The organism is Acetobacterium sp. (assembly GCF_041752335.1).
Classification (GTDB): domain Bacteria; phylum Bacillota; class Clostridia; order Eubacteriales; family Eubacteriaceae; genus Acetobacterium.
The window spans coordinates 1-15934 of the sequence record NZ_JBGSHG010000001.1 but is presented as its reverse complement, the minus strand read 5'-3'; the positions used below and the strand labels follow the sequence as shown (position 1 = coordinate 15934).

Genomic DNA, 15934 nt, shown 5'->3' with positions numbered 1-15934 from the left:
TATTGTATTAAAACCGTTTAGTGATGTTTTCCCGGATGACGCTTTCTAAAACTCTTTTTTGGTATAAATTTTAAGCGAGATCAGATAAGAGAGAACAACCCCGACAATAGAAAAAGCGATTAACAAGAACAAATAAATCCAGGGATTTCCGGTGGTTGGCAGGGGGACATTGAACTGTTCCACCAACAGAATCAGGGCCGTGGGCAGCAGCGCGCAAAGGAACAGCATCAGTCGGGCTTTTTCGGTGCCAAATTTATAAATCAGGGGAATAATCACGGAACCAAATATTAAAGCAACCAAATAGATTACCCCGATTATAGCCAGAATTTCCAGGTCAAAGCTTTGTCCCATAATTATACTGCCGACTATTCCGACAGTCAGCGACAAGACCGCCCCCAGCGTGTTCAGGATGGCCATCACCAGATATTTACTGAGCACCATTTCTTTACGGGTTACCGGCATGGTCAAAGCATAAGCGTCCCACTTGGCCAGATCATCATAGCTGATCGTCGTTACCACCATCATCGCAAACATCAGGATAATCATACCAAAGATAAAGCCATTTCCCTGGGGTAAGAAAACAACGGCGAAAAAAAGCATCATCACCCCCAGCATTTTAAATGTACTTTTCAGGTTAAGCAGATCTTTTAAGATCAGTCCTTTCATTATTTTTCCCCCCTTACATAAAACAACATCATTTCTTCAATCGTTACCCCATCCACAACAGCCTCCGGATATTTTTTTCGGATGGCCGTTTTATCTTTCACCAGCACGTCAAAACTGAACTGGTTCTTGCGATAACGGATGTATTCATCGCCCTCAAGCTTACGAAAATCTTCTTCACCACATTTTAAAACCCCAATTTTAGAAAGTAGCGTCTCTTTTTCCTGATCCAGCAGAATCTCGCCCTGGTGAATAAACACAATGTAGTCAGCTATTTTATCGAGATCGCTGGTAATATGCGAAGATATCAAAATGGAATGTTCCTCATCCTGGATAAACTCCATAAAGACATCGAGGATTTCCTCCCGGACAATCGGGTCCAGTCCGCTGGTGGCTTCATCTAAAATCAACAACTTTGGTTCATGGGATAGCGCCACCGCAATCTGCAGCTTCATTTTCATTCCCCGGGAAAATTCTTTGATGATCTTATTTTCCGGGAGCTTGAATTTTTTCAGATAGTTCTGAAATAATTGCGTATTCCAATTTTTGTAAATACTGGCCAGCATTTTTGAAATATCACCAGTTTTTAGATTATCATGAAAGTTGCAGCCGTCCATCACAACGCCGACTGATTCTTTGATTTTTTTCTCATCTATTAAGGTATCCATTCCCAGCATCTCAATGGTTCCCCCATCCCGGTTGACCAGATTCAGCATCGCTTTAATGGTTGTCGTTTTGCCGGCCCCATTCTCACCGATAAAACCGACGATACTGCCTTTAGGTACCTTAAAACTAACGTCTTTCAGTTGAAAATCTTGATACTTTTTGTTTAAATTTTTAATTTCGATAGCATTAATCATGTTATTCCCCCTTATACAATAGTTCCAACAGCTCACTGAGTTCTGCCCAGGAAATATCACTGCTTCTGGCAATATCTACCGCTTTCTGCAAAAGCTCCTCGGCCAGCCGCAATTGCTCTTCCCGGATAAACGATAAGTTCTGGTTGGCCACATAACTACCTTTACCGGTAACCGTTTCAATAAAGCCATCCCGTTCCAAATCAGAATAGGCCCGTTTGGTGGTAATCACACTGATTCGCAGCTCCTTGGCCAGAAAACGCATGCTTGGCAGGGCGTCCCCGGGACTCAGCTCGCCGCTGATAATCATCTTCTTGATCTGCTGGGCAATTTGCTCATAAATCGGTTTGTCACTTGAATTGCTGATGACGATATTCAACAAACCACCTCATTTCTTTCGTCTTAGTGTATATATACTATATATACACTATAAACTCTTTTTTTCCAGCTGTCAAGTTTTTAATCAAAAAAAATAAGCGAGATGGTCTCGCTTATTCCCAGCACTGGACGCTTAATTTTTTCTGGAGTTTTTTCAGCTTTTCCCGTTCTGCTTTGTAATTGGGCAAAACCTGTTCAACGATTCGCCAGAAGTTGGGTGAGTGGTTCATTTCAATGAGATGGGCCAGCTCGTGAACGACCACATAGCGAATGGTGGTTTCTTCGGCCATCACCAGATACCAGGAAAAATTGAGATTGCCGGCACTGGAGCAGGAACCCCACCGGGATCGGGCGCCGTTTATTTTGACAGCCTTCGGTTTCAAGCCCATATGTTTTGCCAGATCTTCCACCATGTTACTGAGTACCTTTTTTGCCAGCGTTCGGTAGATGCCCACCAGACTGGTTTTTAATTCCTCGGCAGACATCTGGGCATAAGCATAGAAACACTGACCATCATAGCCGAAGGTCGGTTTTTCTACCGGCAACAGGGGGAATTCACGACCCAGGAAAAGCAGCTTGGCCCCAAATCTCAGTTCGAAATTTTCCCGCTCCTCAACCTGTTGGACCACCACCCCATGGTGGGTGTTAATCCAGTGCTGGTGCTGGTTCACAAAATCCTCAACGATTTTTTGGGGAGTTCCGTTGGGAACCCGAGCCTCAATCTGCGCATTTTTGGTAATATAGAGACCCATCGTATTTCGTTTGGAATATTTTATGCTATAATTTGTCGTCATTTTTGGCCTTTCGTTTCTGCTATCGTTCAATTCGTACCTTGCTGCCGCCGACTCCGGATTCGCCGGGCGTAATCAGCAGTTTAACCGGCATCCGATTCTTGATCGACTCCACATGGCTGATGATCCCCACCTTCAGGCGGTCGTTATGCAGCATTTCGATGGAGTTCATCACTACCTCCAGGGCATCTTCATGGAGCGAACCAAAGCCCTCATCGAGAAAGAAAAATTCTAGGGGTGCCCGTCCTTTTAACTGTATTTCAGCGGACAGCGCCAGGGCCAGTGATAAGGAGGCCAGGAAGGTTTCCCCACCAGACAGAGTTGAAGCATCCCGGGCGGCACCGCCGTTTTTGTAATCCCGGATAATGAATTTCCCCTCATCATCAGCTTCTAGTCCATAATTACCATTGCTGATGTCGGTGAGCCGTTTGGATGCCTCAATGGAGATATACTTGAGCCGGGAAACGGCCACAAATTCGACAAAGCGCTTGCCGGAAAACAGTTTTTCCAGATCGGCGATCAGGGCCAGCCGGTGATCCACCTGTTCCTTTTGCTCCAGATAGTTGGCCAACTCAGCCAGACGCTTTTCCAGCTCATCGATGCTGGTTTTTAAAAGGATTTCCAGGGTCTTCTGCTGTTCAAGGCTTTCTTCCAGCAACTGATGAGATGTGCAAATCTCATTATAAACCGCTGCGGTCATTTCCCTGTTGTTTATTTTTTTGTTCAGGTCTTCCAGCTTGCCATTTAGTTTGGTGCGGTTCTGATAATAACTATTAATCTCCGTTTCCAGATTTTTGATGGTTTGGTCATCGATACAGGCGTTTATAGCGGTGGTCAGATCTTTAAAACCCAGAGCATCCAGCTGCTTTCTCTGAGCTATCTCGGTGGTTTCAAATTGGCGTTGCAGGGTTTGTAGATTCGCTTTTTTAATGGTCACTGTTTCCTGATTTTTTGCATACTCTTCTTGAGCGGTTTCCAGCTTTTTCCTGGCTGTGTTCCAGGCATTTTCGATCCATTTGATATTGCCGATGAATTTATCTTTTAATTCACCCAGCTCTTTCAACTCATAATCTTTGCCCAGCTTTTCCTCAATGGCGCTTCTTTTTTCTTTAAACTGTCTGGCTTTTTCGCCAATCAGCAATAAATATTCCTGAAGCTGCCGGTTAATGCCATGAATCGTTTCATCCAGTTTCTTCAGCTGCTGTTGATGGTCAGCAAACTCTTTTTCCAGTATTTCGAGACTGTCCATTAATTGGCCCCGACGCTGATCCATCTTTTTAATGGTTTCATTGGCGGCGTGAAAATCAAAGGCTTTTGGGACTTTGAGTTTAATTCTTAATTCAGCTCCTTCTGCGATCAGCTCACGGGATGCTGTTTCCTTATTCTTTTTAAGTTCTTCCAGCTCCCGGGTCTGTAACAGCAGTGCTTGCTTGCCAGCTGTTTTTTCTTTGAGATCCCCTTCCAACTTAAACAACTGGTTTTTTGCTTCATGATTCTGAGTTTCCAGTTTTTTCAGCCGCACTTCCCAGGCTTCCATAGCCTGACTCAGCCCGGTATTAGCGGCTTCCAGCAACTCCGACTGGCCCTCAGGAATGGGTTGGCCAAGGATGGCGATTTCGCTTTTCAGATTCTTCTGATTTTCAACCAGAATCGTAAAGCTCCCGGTTAGTTGGGCAATTTCTGCTGCAAGTTCGATCAATTCCTGGGATTGTTGCTGGTGGGCCTTTCTGATGACTTCCTCCCGAATGGCATCATCTGATTCATCCGAATAGTCAGTCAGAGGATGTTCCGTTGATCCGCAAACCGGACAGGGTTCTCCGGTTTTGAGCTGTTCTCTGAGTTTAAGCCCGATGTTTTTATTTTCCAGATGAATCAGTTCGATCTCTACTGCTACTTTTTTTTCTTTTAAAAGCTTTTCAGCCGCCTTTTTAGTCTCAATGGTCTGAATCAGGGTATCAAGCTGACTTTCCAGGGCTACGAGACTCGCTTTACTGGCCCTTTGTTTGAGAAAAAGATTTTTGATGTCCGTGATTTCCTCTTTTTCCTTCCCGATGCTGTCCCAGGTCGCCGGCCTGGCCTTTTCATGAGCGTTAAGCTCCTGCTCGACACTTGCTTGCTCATTTTCTTTTTCCTGCTGCTGCTCGGCCAACTTTTGCTCGCTTTCGCAGAACTTGTTTATTTCAGTCAGGTTTTTCGCCAGCCGCATCTCATCGCTTTCAATTTCATTATTCAGCCGGGTGAGTTCCTCGGTGATCGTCATCCCCCTGCTGATTTTTTCCCGATACTCTGGTTCGACCCGACACTGCTTTTCCTCCCGGCGCTGCTCATCAAGCAGCCTTTTTTCTTTTTCCAACGCCTGATTCAGCAGTGTTTTTTCATTTTCCAGACTAATTTTGTGATGGTTTTGTTCCTCCATTTTTTTATTCAGCTCTCGGATTTCCGTTTCCAAAGCTAACTGTGCTTCTTTCCAGAGGATGGCATCCGCCACCTTTTCCAGCTTGCTTTGAAATTTAAAAAGGTTTTCGTTTTTATAGTCATCGGTTTGCTTAAAGTTTTTCTCGCAAGTTTCTTTTTCGACCAGCAGTTGTGTCAACTTTTCTTCACTGCCAATCAGACTAATCTGACTTGCTTCGACCTGATTTTTCAGGGTTTCAAAGGCTTCCAGAAAGGGCCGCACTTCCAGTGCCTTTTTCCCCAGCACCACCTGCTGTTCTTTGGCGGTGATTTCGGTTTGCCTGGTTTCAAGGTTTTGAGCCTCTTTTTTGGCATTCTGCTGCTCCGTGAGCAAACCCATTAACACCTTGGCTTCTGACAGTTCGGTGTTTAACTTTTCAAATCGCTCCCGGTTTTCGTTAAGCTGCTGATGGTTCTGCGTATAGCTGTCCTGCTTTTCAGCCAGTGCTTCCGAGCTGACTCCTTCATAGGTGTTCATGCTGCCAACGATCTGGTTGAGTTTTTCAACCTCACTGATCCGCTCCGATTTTAGCCGATTGGAGAGATCATCCCCATATTTGGACAAATTGAAAAGCCGCTCCAGCATATCCCGGCGGGGCTTTCCTTCCAGCTTCAGGAAATCGCTGAATTTGCCCTGGGGCAACACTACCGTCCGGGTAAAATCGGTGAGACCCAGGCCAATGATTTCCTCACAGGCATTGGTCACCTCGGTGGTTTTATCCGCTAGCACCAGCGGCCCTTCCGGCCGTAATTCCAGCAGCTGACATTTGCCCTGATTGATACCCTCATTTTTATTGCGCTTGAACTCACGGCTGACCTGATAGGTTTTTTCCTCCACACCGGCGATGATAAATTCATATATGACACTGGCCTTCTCTTCGTTGACATTGATATAATTGGAACTGTTGCGGGACAGTTTGCCGTAAAGCGCCAGGGTAATGCCATCGAGAATGGTCGATTTACCACTGCCGGTGGGGCCAAAAATGCCAAAAATACCGGCCTGGGTCAGGGTCTCAAAATCAATGAGCTGTTCGTCCTGAAAACTGTTAATGCCTTTAATTTTTAATCGAATCGGTCTCATTATTTGTCCTCCTCAACAACCAGCGAAAGCAGCAGTTCCAGCACCTCATCATCGGCTTCGGTGCCCCGTTCCCGGCGGTAAAATTCTTTAAAGACATCACCAAAGGATTTCTCCGTTAAGGCTTCCAAGCTGGCCTCAGTTTCCAGAGTAGTCAGCCGGGGAATCACCTCCAGAATATCATCCTTATGGGCCTTCATTTTTTTAATCTCGTCTTCCCGGATATAATGATCGGTCTCAATTTCCAGATAAACCCAGCAGGATCGCTTCTCATTGGCTGCGCATCGGGCGATGGCGGCATCGACGTTCTCGCATTTCCAGACCTCGATCGGTTTGTATACTTTTAGATCGATTTCGCGGATCTCATTTTTAACGGCCACGCCATCGGCAACGATAATTTCCGCCATCATGCATTTTTTCCCGTAGGCGATTTCCTGGCGGTTAAAATGAATTGGCGAACCAGCATAGCGTCCCCGGCCATTGGTGCCGGGAATCACCTGCGGTTTATGAATATGTCCCAGCGCAATGTAATGGGCTTTTTCAGGAAAGCACTGGCCATCGACAATATAGGTGCCACCCAGCTGAATCGTTCGCTCTGAGCCGGCTTCCTCGCTGCCCATGGCAAAAATGTGGGTCGTAACCAGATTGATGGTATCGTCTCTGAAATGAGACTCCAGTTGCGAAAAATAGGTCCGGATCCGGTCACTGTACGACTTTTGATTTTCGTCTTCGGCCGTGGTGAGATCATATAAAACTTCATTGAGCCGTTTTTCACTGGGATAAGGTAGCAGCAGAACCACGGCTCGTTCTCCGTTAATTTCCAGCTCGACATAACCTTCTCCCGATGCCACCACCTGATGCTTACCATACGCCCCGGTTGGGATAATCGTTTTGGGCACCCCGGCCATCAGAATGCCATGATCCCGAGCCAGCGGTCCTGGTGCTTCAAGGCGCTGGGGATTGTCGTGATTGCCGGCGATCACCAGAATCAGCCGTTTCCCGCCATCGGATAATTGCTTTAGGGTCTCATAAAACAACTCTTCGGCCCGGGCCGGTGGATTATAGCTGTCATAAACATCGCCGGCAATGATCAGCAGATCTATTTTTTCGTCTTTGACTATTTTAACAAAGTCCGCCAGAAAGCAGGCCTGCTCATCCATCCGGCTATGACCTTCAATATTTTTGCCTAAATGCCAATCGGCGGTATGTAATATTCTCATTTGGGTGTCCTCACTCGTATCCGTTTTGTTTATTATCCCACAGCCGCTTTTTTTTGTATAGACCAAACAAAAAAAGCTCCGGCAAATACCGAAGCCGGAGTGCTTTTCTTTGATCAGGTTTTTACTAAAGCTTTATTTCTCTGTATTTGGAGCTGTCACCTCTGAAAAGAAAGCTTCAAACATAAAAAAGCCCGGGAAAATCGGAACGAAAGAATAAAGTTGAATCATTAAATATCCGTTACCATAGATCATCATTGGTACTGGAATAAGTGTTAAGCGAATCAGCAAACAGATCACCAGACTTGCAAGTGCAATCCCAAGGTAGACGATGTCAATGTTGAATTTCAATTTTTTAATATCACTCATAAAATGCAACAGAAATCCGAGAACAAACCACTTGGCAAATGGAATAATCGTCACCAGCCAATAGCGACTAAAATAAAAACCATCGCTCATCGGTTCCATCGTATTAAAGCTGTTCTGGATGGATATGACCCAAAAATCCATCAATACAAAAAAACACAGGTAGCCGATCATTAAAGCAACTTTTATCATCTTTTTCTTCAACTCTAAATCCTCCTTGCCTAAACAATGCCAGCTGCTACCGCCGCAACCGGGGCGGGGAAAACTTTTCTCCCATTTTATAAGCTCATCATGTGAAGTTCTTATAATTCAGTTAGCACTTGAAGTTTATGATAATTAGAATCATTAAGGCTCAGTTTAAGCACTTCTTCATTCTTCATATAAACCATTAAAACATGTGTATCCAACGTTTTTTTCTTCATCTCGTACCGATCAATATCCTGGATATCAATAGCCCTTGAAAAATTGTAGATTAAATAATGGTTATTGATATAAGCCGTATTGTGGAACATCGATAGATACCAGATGATGGGAATAAAACCGTAGATGATTAAATTATGTTGCTTATCTGAATTCGCAATTGTAAGATTTAATAAGCCAATGATGTACAACAACTTTCCCAACACAATTTCAAAACATCCGAAATAATTGCCAATACTTAGCTTACCTTCATAGGGATATTTAAAGATAATTCTAAATCTCAGATTGATATAGGAGAATATGACGGCAAAGCCAATCAAAATTATGGAGTAAACCGGATTATCAACTTGAAATAGTAAGTAAACGGATAATCCCAGTATTATGATTAATAGTCCTAAATCCAGATAATATTGTTTTTTCATTTTAAGCGCCTCCGTTATTAAAATCTCCAGTATGTACACGACTCTTTATTCCGAATTTTCGCATTTGCTGGAATTTTTCTTAAAATCCCATAAAATGATAGGACATCCAGACTCGATAGTACCATGTTCATCAGGGCAATTTTTGACAAAAGTGGATAATTTATATTTGAGATCATTAAAAATAGAACGGGTATAACCGTTAAAATAATGACCGGAAATATCAGCAGTAATAACAGCCTTTCCTTTTTTATATCTCCAAAAAATGATCGATAAATCGACCCTTGATAACCACCTATAAATTCTGTAAATAAAATCCGATCCGGATAAAGTATTACATGCAGCATTTCATGAATTGGGATCTAAACTACGAACAAAAAAACGTCTCGCCAACTGTTTGTCATACTCAAATGATAATCCGCTCCCAACCGGATCTTTAGATTCAGTCCAATGATAAACATCGCACATCAAAAAGATCCTTATAATAGCTTTCTTTCCCCGACACATAGATAATCTGCATGGTTTGATTATCCATCTCCTCACGAATTTTCCGACCCAGATCAAGACCATTTAACCCTTCCATCTCAATGTCCAGAAAGACCAGGTCAAAATCATGTTCATTTTTTATAAACTCTGCCAGTTTTTCGCCGGAGTAAAACACATCAATTTCGACTTGCTCGACAAAAGTATTTTGGTTTTCTAAAATAATCCCTTCTATTTGAGAACAGATGGCTCTTTGATCATCACATATCCCGATTCTAAACATTTAGACACCTCTCTTTCCGACGCTAAACTCATTTTACCTGAAAATAAAACAACTGTCCAGCCGCGAAAGTAAAATGAATTGAACTTTATAAGTAGTAAGCAATAAAAAAAAAGTACCAACGAACAACTTTTTGTTCATCGATACTGAAAAAGTCTTTCATTATTGAATTGTTTGTTTATTACTTCATCGCTTCCACGGCTACCATCAATTCCGAAATAGAACGATACCAGTTTTTAATCATGTGACGCATCAGCCCGACCTGTTCGGCCTTGGCCAGCAGTCCAAAAACTGGAATTTTGGAGCCGAAAGCCGCGCCGATTTCGGCCCAGGCGTCACAGCCCGATGGACCAACGTAGATAATCAGATCGGCACTGGTAACTGATGAGATACAAAAGTCAAAAACCCGTTCCCCTTCGGGAGACTCAATAAAATGCGTCAGCTCTTTTTGCGAAAGAAAGGCCTCTTCCGGCCGTCCCTCGCGGATCCAGGACAGGATGGTATGACCCCGGGTTTCCAATAAATCGGTCAGCATTTCAACGGCATGCTGATGTTTCCATGAAGCCGCAATATATATTCTCATGATTCCTCCAATTTGGGTGTTATTTTGTTTGTGGCTCGGTGTTTAGAATAACCCTCTTACAAAAGTTAATCCCGTTTTCTAATGATATCCATGGGTTTAACTGGGGCCTGCATTTGTAAATAATAAAGCATTTTAGGATGGGGTGCCGACTCGATTGCCTGTCCGGATAAGTCAGTCATAACCTTAATCACTTGCGTGACGAACCCTTTTCCCGGAATCATAATCTCGATTTCATCACCTAATACGACCTTGTTGCGCTGCTCAATTAATGCCATCCCGGTATTTTCGTCGTATTCCAGCACCAGACCGACAAAATCATAATACCGGGTATAACTGCCAGTGCCGTAATTTTGATCATTTGATGTTGTTTTGCCGCTATAAAACCCTTGGGTGTAATTACGGTGGCTGACCTTGGTCAGCTCATCATAATAGCCCTCGTCGAGCTGTGTCAGCCCGGGATGGTCATACGTGTAATCAATGGCACTGCGATAGGCGGATACCACGGTGGCCACATAATAAAGGCTTTTCATGCGACCTTCAATTTTAAAACTGTCCACTCCAGCCGCCATCAGCGCAGGAATCTCATCGATCAGACAAAGATCCTTGGAGTTAAAAATAAAGGAACCGGTGGCATCCTCTTCGATGGTGAAGGCTTCATCCGGCCGGGTTTCTTCAATCAGGTGATACTTCCACCGACAGGGATGGGCGCAATCCCCCTGATTTGAATTTCGGCCGGTCATGTAATGGCTTAACAAACAGCGTCCGGAGTAGGAAATACACATGGCGCCGTGAACAAAGATTTCGATTTCCATTTCGGGAACTACTTTTTCCCGGATCTCCTGAATTTCTGTAAGTCCCAGTTCTCGGGCCAATACAATCCGTTTGGCGCCCTGGGCGTGCCAGAATGCCACACTGCGCCAATTGGTATTATTGGCTTGGGTACTCACGGATATTTTTAAGTCAGGGGCCACTTCCTGAACTACAGAAAAAACCCCGGGATCGGCCACAATTACGCCGTCAATTCCCAGGTCTTTGAGTTCGTTGACATATTCAGGCAGACCTTCCAGGTCCGCATTGTGGGGAATCATGTTCAATGTGACATATATTTTTTTATCGCGTTCATGGACATACTTAACCGCCTCGGCTAAATCTGCCAGATCAAAATTGTCAGCTTTAGCTCTGAGTCCAAATTTCTTGCCGGCGCAATAGACTGCATCAGCGCCATAATGCAGCGCATATCGTAATTTTTCAAAATTTCCCGCCGGTGCCAAAAGTTCTGGTTTTTTCATATTTTTCTCCGTTCTTTAACGCTCGCTTTAATTCTTTTCCTACTATTAATACGCACTTGCCAGATTACTGATCCTTTTTCCAGCTGATCGCCAGCCCGTCGCCTAATGGCAAAATACTGGTAATCAATTGGGGATGGCTGGAGATCGTTTCCAGATACACCCGCATCCGTTTAACAATGGTTATTTTTCGTCGAATAACCAATTCATTGGAGGCAATCATGCCTTTAAACAGAACATTATCGGAAATTAATAATCCGCCCGGTTTTAAACACCGCAGGCAGTCATCAAGCAAATGAATATAGTGGCCTTTGGCACCATCTAAAAAAATCATATCATATTTTTTATCAAGTTCGGCCAGTTTTTCCTGGGCATCCCCGACGATCAGATTGATCTGATCGTTCAGACCCAGACTGGTAATATTTTCATCTGCCTGCACCACCATGCTTAAATTTCGTTCAATGGTATCCACCTGTCCCCGGGAGCCCATCGCTTCGGCAAAAATTGATGCCGAAAATCCCACTGCAGTGCCAACCTCCAGAATAGTCTGGATTTTATTGGCAGCAATCAATAATTCAATGTATTTTTGAACTTCTTTATGGATAATGGGAATTTCATCGTCAAGCGCTCTTTTTCTGAATTCTTCAATTTGAGGACGATCAGCCGGAATTAATCCTCTGATATAATCCTCAATGTAATCTTGTACAATTTCACTCACAGTCTGGCCTTCATTCTTTTTTTATTGGTGGCCCCTTTAACAGGGGCCTGACTAACATTTCAGTTGGTCTTAATCAGTTGCCCATATATTTTTCAACATCTTCCAGATGTTCTTCATAGGTTTCGTTGAAATAGATTTTTCCCGAGTTCATATCGGCAACAAAATATAAATAGTTGGTTGCAGCCGGATATAAGGCGGCTTCTAACGATGTTTCCCCGAAGGAGCAAATCGGTCCAAAAGGCAATCCAGTGTTAATATAGGTATTATAGGGCGATGGAAATTGGGTTTGTTCAGTGGTTAATACCGCCGTTTTCTCGCCCCGGGCATAATCCACGGTAATGTCTGATTGAAGGGGCATATTTTCCGCAATCCGGTTGTAAAAGACACTCGCCGCATTGGCCTTATCTTCAACCAGTTTGGTTTCTAATTCCACAATAGAAGCCATAATTACGATCTCATCGACTGTCTTGCCCATTTCTTTGGTTTGTTTTAAATAGTCCTGCTCATAGACTTCCACAAAACGGTCCAGCATCGCGGTTACCACTTCTGATGGCTCAACCTCAGGTGAAAAGCTATAGGTATCGGGAAAAAGGTAGCCCTCCAGGGTTCGGCTGATCCCGTCTTTTTCGGTCAGGGGGATCGTGCTTAGAATCGGATAGTTTTTCTGATACTCAGACACTTTTTTCGTTTCTTCGATAAATGCTTCGGCATCGCAGACATTTTTTTCTTCTAATATTTCGGCAAATTCTGAGATATTACGGCCTTCCGGAATGGTTACTGTGGCATCTACGACATCACCGGTTACCAGACGATCCAGAATCTGCTGGGCGGATTCGGCCGGGCTGAAAGTATAATAGCCTGATTGGATCTGGTGGGCTGTCTTTTCTTTTTTTGCCAACATCTCAAATGCAAAAGCATCTCTGATCAGGTTATTTTCTACCAATAGCGCTGCCACATCACTGATGACGGCACCTTCTTCTATTTGAACATAGACAAGGTCTCCGTCTCCCACTGGTTCTAGCATTTGACCGATAAAGTAATTATAGCTGAACACCCCAGTTGCTCCAAATACGACTAATAATAAAAGAATAATGGCAATCAATTTTCCTGGGTTTTTTCGGGTCGCCGATTTGGTTTGATTTCTCCTGTTACTCATTCTTTCACCTTCCTTTCATTTCTTAAATCATAAAAAGAATATAGGACCGCGATTGAGGTGGGCACCTATATTCTTTTTGTACTGTTTTTATTTAAATGATTGTTTACGCGCCACAGCCTTCTTCTTCTGAATCAAACAGACCCATATCCAAATCGACTGCTTTTGCCATAATGTCGGTGATATCCTGGAAAACGACCGAAAAATACATTTGCGCCTGAAAAAACTCAGCTATTTCAGGAATGCCCATAATGGTGTTCGCAATGGCATTATAAGCAGTAATCTGCTCTTCAGTCAACTCATTTCCGAGCATTTGAAACGATTGAATTTCCATCTGCTTACGCATGTAGTCCTTGGCCATTTCATACTTTTCCTGATCTTGTTCCAGTTTTTCTTTTGCTGCTAAAAAATTCTTGTATTCGGTTGATTCTTTGAGTGCTCGTGCCAGATTATTGGCTTCATCATATACGTTCATGCCTTACTCCTAATTTTAGAATTTGATCGGCAACTGTTAACGATATTTGTCTTAAACAATCGCCTGATTTAATTTATACTTCCATCAATATGGGCAGTATCATTGGTTTCCGCTGTGTTTTTGCATAGAGATACTTAAACAGGCTTTCACGGATTACATTTTTGATGGAATTCCAGTCTATAATACCCTTTTCTTCACAAGATATCAAGGCTTTCTTTACCTCTTCCCGAGCGTTGTTAATGAGTTCTTCTGATTCCCTCACATAAACAAATCCCCGGGAGATAATATCTGGTCCTGAAATCGCTTTACCCTTATGCATGGTACAAACTACAATGAAAAGACCGTCTTCTGACAATCGTTTCCGATCGTTCAGAACGATATTACCAATATCACCGACTCCCAGTCCATCAACCAGAACCGGTTCGGCCTGGATTTTCCCAACAATTTGGACACTGCGTTTATCGATTTCGAGGATATTTCCATTTTCGGCAATAAAGGTCTTTTCCTTTTTCATGCCAACGGTTTGCGCCAGTTCCACATGTTTCATCAACATCCGACTTTCCCCATGAACCGGAAGAAAATGTTTTGGTCTGACCAGGGTAATCATCAGTTTCAGTTCTTCTTGTCGGGCATGACCGGAAACATGAATTTCAGCGAATCCCCCATAAACAACATCAGATCCCAATTCCACTAATTTATTGATAACCTCTGAAACCATCTTTTCATTTCCCGGTACAGCGGATGCCGAAATGACAACGAGGTCTTCTTTTTTGATGGTCAGATGACGGTGCTCTCCTAATGCCATTCGTCCCAGGGCGGCCATCGGTTCTCCCTGGCTTCCGGTGGTAATAATCACTAATTCTTTGTCTTTATACTTATTAATGTCACGTAACTGAACCTGTACATTTGGGGGCATTTTCATATAACCCAAATCCATTGCCACTTCGCTGACATTTTCCATACTTCGTCCACAAATGATAACCTTTCGATTATATTCTACCGCTGCATCAATCACCTGCTGGAGTCGATGAACATTAGAGGCAAATGTTGTAACGATAATTCGTCCTTTGGCATTTCTGAACAAATTGAAAAGTGTTGGCCCAACCGTACTCTCAGATTGTGTGAATCCGGCCCCTTCAACATTGGTACTATCTGACATCAGCAGATCAACACCCTGTGATCCAATTTTGGCAAATCGTTGCAAGTCGATTACTTCGCCGCCGATTGGATGGTAGTCTATTTTAAAATCGCCGGTGTGGACAACGGTAGCTGCCGCACATTTGATACACAGTCCCACTGCATCAGCAATACTGTGATTGACGCGAATAAACTCAACGTTAAATTCGCCGATATCAATCCGATCTTTGGGCTTAACGATAATTCGAGTGGTTTTGGTTAACAAACCATGCTCTTTGAGCTTTTTATCAATCAGACCCATGGTGAATTTGGTGGCATAAATGGGGATGTTGATCTTTCTCAGCAGATAAACAAGCCCGCCAATATGATCTTCGTGCCCATGAGTAATGACAACCCCCTTAACCTTATCCTGATTCTCCAGAATATAATTATAATCCGGCAGTACGATATCGATCCCGAACATGTCATCATCGGGAAACTTCAGGCCACAATCCACCAGGATAATATCGTCCTTGTATTCGAAGACGTTCAGGTTTTTACCGATTTCACCTAAGCCTCCCAATGGAACCAATCTCAGTTTGTCTTTATTTTTCTGAGGTTGCGGTTTTCGTCGCGATCGTGAACGGACCTCCATTCGTTGGGTTTCCGTCGTTATTAAGTTATTGTTTTCAGTCAAATTATTCTCCTTTCGTTATTGCATAACAATCCGAACAGTATCCGTACACTTTAAGTTCGTGATTGATAATCATAAAATCCTTCTTTTCTTCTATTTCTTTTTCCAAAGCTTCCAGGAAATCGTCTTGCATTTCGATAACCTTTCCGCATTTTAAGCAGATCAAGTGATGATGCCAGTGTTTTTCATCCAACTCACAGAGTTCGTACCGAGCAAAGCCATCATCAAAATTACGTTTGGTAATGAGTCCCATTTCTTCTAATATTTGTACCGTTCGATAAATGGTCGACATTCCCACATCAGGATTGCGCTGTTTAACACCCTGGAATAATTCTTCAACACTAAAGTGCTGCTCCCTGAAGGTCATCAGAACCTCAATGGTAACCAGACGTTGAGGGGTTACTTTGTTCCCTCTTTTTCTGAGTGCATCCACAATTTGTTTTTCGTTATTCATGGTTGTCACACCTCTTTTACAGTCTCTTCTGATAAAACAGTTACAGGCA

At 43.3% G+C, this 15934-nt stretch carries 17 protein-coding genes; all 17 read right to left on the bottom strand.

Annotated features, from left to right (window positions below; genetic code table 11):
• Positions 1–45: 45 nt before the first annotated feature.
• Positions 46–666 carry an ABC-2 transporter permease gene (locus ACEW8F_RS00085; protein ID WP_373481432.1) on the bottom strand — a complete coding sequence of 207 codons (621 nt, stop codon included), beginning with the start codon at positions 664–666 and terminating at the stop codon, positions 46–48.
• The gene (locus tag ACEW8F_RS00080; RefSeq protein WP_373481431.1) at positions 666–1523 is read right to left on the bottom strand and encodes an ABC transporter ATP-binding protein; all 858 of its coding nucleotides are present in this window, start codon (positions 1521–1523) and stop codon (positions 666–668) included. Before ACEW8F_RS00080 ends, ACEW8F_RS00085 begins: the two co-directional genes overlap by 1 nt.
• A gap of 1 nt (position 1524) precedes the next feature.
• Complete coding sequence (locus ACEW8F_RS00075) at positions 1525–1899, bottom strand: GntR family transcriptional regulator (protein ID WP_373481430.1); 375 nt, start codon at positions 1897–1899, stop codon at positions 1525–1527.
• Between the two features lie 112 nt (positions 1900–2011).
• Positions 2012–2692: a M48 family metallopeptidase gene (locus ACEW8F_RS00070; protein ID WP_373481429.1), complete on the bottom strand. Its 681-nt coding sequence runs from the start codon at positions 2690–2692 to the stop codon at positions 2012–2014.
• 19 nt (positions 2693–2711) lie between these two features.
• Complete coding sequence (locus ACEW8F_RS00065) at positions 2712–6224, bottom strand: AAA family ATPase (RefSeq protein ID WP_373481428.1); 3513 nt, start codon at positions 6222–6224, stop codon at positions 2712–2714.
• Complete coding sequence (locus tag ACEW8F_RS00060; protein WP_373481427.1) at positions 6224–7441, bottom strand: exonuclease SbcCD subunit D; 1218 nt, start codon at positions 7439–7441, stop codon at positions 6224–6226. Before ACEW8F_RS00060 ends, ACEW8F_RS00065 begins: the two co-directional genes overlap by 1 nt.
• A gap of 132 nt (positions 7442–7573) precedes the next feature.
• Complete coding sequence (locus tag ACEW8F_RS00055) at positions 7574–8008, bottom strand: hypothetical protein (protein WP_373481426.1); 435 nt, start codon at positions 8006–8008, stop codon at positions 7574–7576.
• Positions 8009–8106: 98 nt separating this feature from the next.
• Positions 8107–8646, bottom strand: a complete 540-nt coding sequence (locus ACEW8F_RS00050; protein WP_373481425.1) for a hypothetical protein — start codon at positions 8644–8646, stop codon at positions 8107–8109.
• Positions 8647–8663: 17 nt separating this feature from the next.
• On the bottom strand, positions 8664–8999 hold the full coding sequence (locus ACEW8F_RS00045) for a metalloprotease family protein (RefSeq protein ID WP_373481444.1): 336 nt from the start codon (positions 8997–8999) through the stop codon (positions 8664–8666).
• Positions 9000–9085: 86 nt separating this feature from the next.
• Entirely contained in the window at positions 9086–9409 is a 324-nt protein-coding gene (locus ACEW8F_RS00040) for a response regulator (protein WP_373481424.1), read from the bottom strand.
• A 178-nt stretch (positions 9410–9587) separates the two neighbouring features.
• On the bottom strand, positions 9588–9989 hold the full coding sequence (locus tag ACEW8F_RS00035) for a hypothetical protein (RefSeq protein ID WP_373481423.1): 402 nt from the start codon (positions 9987–9989) through the stop codon (positions 9588–9590).
• A gap of 65 nt (positions 9990–10054) precedes the next feature.
• On the bottom strand, positions 10055–11278 hold the full coding sequence (locus tag ACEW8F_RS00030; protein WP_373481422.1) for a U32 family peptidase: 1224 nt from the start codon (positions 11276–11278) through the stop codon (positions 10055–10057).
• 64 nt (positions 11279–11342) lie between these two features.
• Positions 11343–11993 (bottom strand): O-methyltransferase, encoded by a 651-nt coding sequence (locus tag ACEW8F_RS00025; RefSeq protein WP_373481421.1) that lies wholly within the window; start codon positions 11991–11993, stop codon positions 11343–11345.
• A gap of 73 nt (positions 11994–12066) precedes the next feature.
• Complete coding sequence (gene mltG, locus ACEW8F_RS00020; RefSeq protein WP_373481420.1) at positions 12067–13149, bottom strand: endolytic transglycosylase MltG; 1083 nt, start codon at positions 13147–13149, stop codon at positions 12067–12069.
• Between the two features lie 103 nt (positions 13150–13252).
• Positions 13253–13621, bottom strand: a complete 369-nt coding sequence (locus ACEW8F_RS00015; RefSeq protein WP_373481419.1) for a YlbF family regulator — start codon at positions 13619–13621, stop codon at positions 13253–13255.
• Between the two features lie 73 nt (positions 13622–13694).
• The gene (locus ACEW8F_RS00010) at positions 13695–15392 is read right to left on the bottom strand and encodes a ribonuclease J (RefSeq protein ID WP_373481443.1); all 1698 of its coding nucleotides are present in this window, start codon (positions 15390–15392) and stop codon (positions 13695–13697) included.
• A gap of 43 nt (positions 15393–15435) precedes the next feature.
• A complete protein-coding gene (locus tag ACEW8F_RS00005) occupies positions 15436–15885 on the bottom strand; it encodes a Fur family transcriptional regulator (protein WP_373481442.1) in 450 nt (149 codons plus the stop codon).
• Positions 15886–15934: the final 49 nt, after the last annotated feature.

Coding starts and splice junctions, on each gene's coding strand:
- ACEW8F_RS00085 (WP_373481432.1), bottom strand. CDS start 666: ATGAAAGGACTGATCTTAAAAGATCTGCTTAACCTGAAAAGTACATTT.
- ACEW8F_RS00080 (WP_373481431.1), bottom strand. CDS start 1,523: ATGATTAATGCTATCGAAATTAAAAATTTAAACAAAAAGTATCAAGAT.
- ACEW8F_RS00070 (WP_373481429.1), bottom strand. CDS start 2,692: ATGACGACAAATTATAGCATAAAATATTCCAAACGAAATACGATGGGT.
- ACEW8F_RS00065 (WP_373481428.1), bottom strand. CDS start 6,224: ATGAGACCGATTCGATTAAAAATTAAAGGCATTAACAGTTTTCAGGAC.
- ACEW8F_RS00060 (WP_373481427.1), bottom strand. CDS start 7,441: ATGAGAATATTACATACCGCCGATTGGCATTTAGGCAAAAATATTGAA.
- ACEW8F_RS00050 (WP_373481425.1), bottom strand. CDS start 8,646: ATGAAAAAACAATATTATCTGGATTTAGGACTATTAATCATAATACTG.
- ACEW8F_RS00040 (WP_373481424.1), bottom strand. CDS start 9,409: ATGTTTAGAATCGGGATATGTGATGATCAAAGAGCCATCTGTTCTCAA.
- ACEW8F_RS00035 (WP_373481423.1), bottom strand. CDS start 9,989: ATGAGAATATATATTGCGGCTTCATGGAAACATCAGCATGCCGTTGAA.
- ACEW8F_RS00030 (WP_373481422.1), bottom strand. CDS start 11,278: ATGAAAAAACCAGAACTTTTGGCACCGGCGGGAAATTTTGAAAAATTA.
- mltG (WP_373481420.1), bottom strand. CDS start 13,149: ATGAGTAACAGGAGAAATCAAACCAAATCGGCGACCCGAAAAAACCCA.
- ACEW8F_RS00015 (WP_373481419.1), bottom strand. CDS start 13,621: ATGAACGTATATGATGAAGCCAATAATCTGGCACGAGCACTCAAAGAA.
- ACEW8F_RS00010 (WP_373481443.1), bottom strand. CDS start 15,392: ATGGAGGTCCGTTCACGATCGCGACGAAAACCGCAACCTCAGAAAAAT.
- ACEW8F_RS00005 (WP_373481442.1), bottom strand. CDS start 15,885: ATGAATAACGAAAAACAAATTGTGGATGCACTCAGAAAAAGAGGGAAC.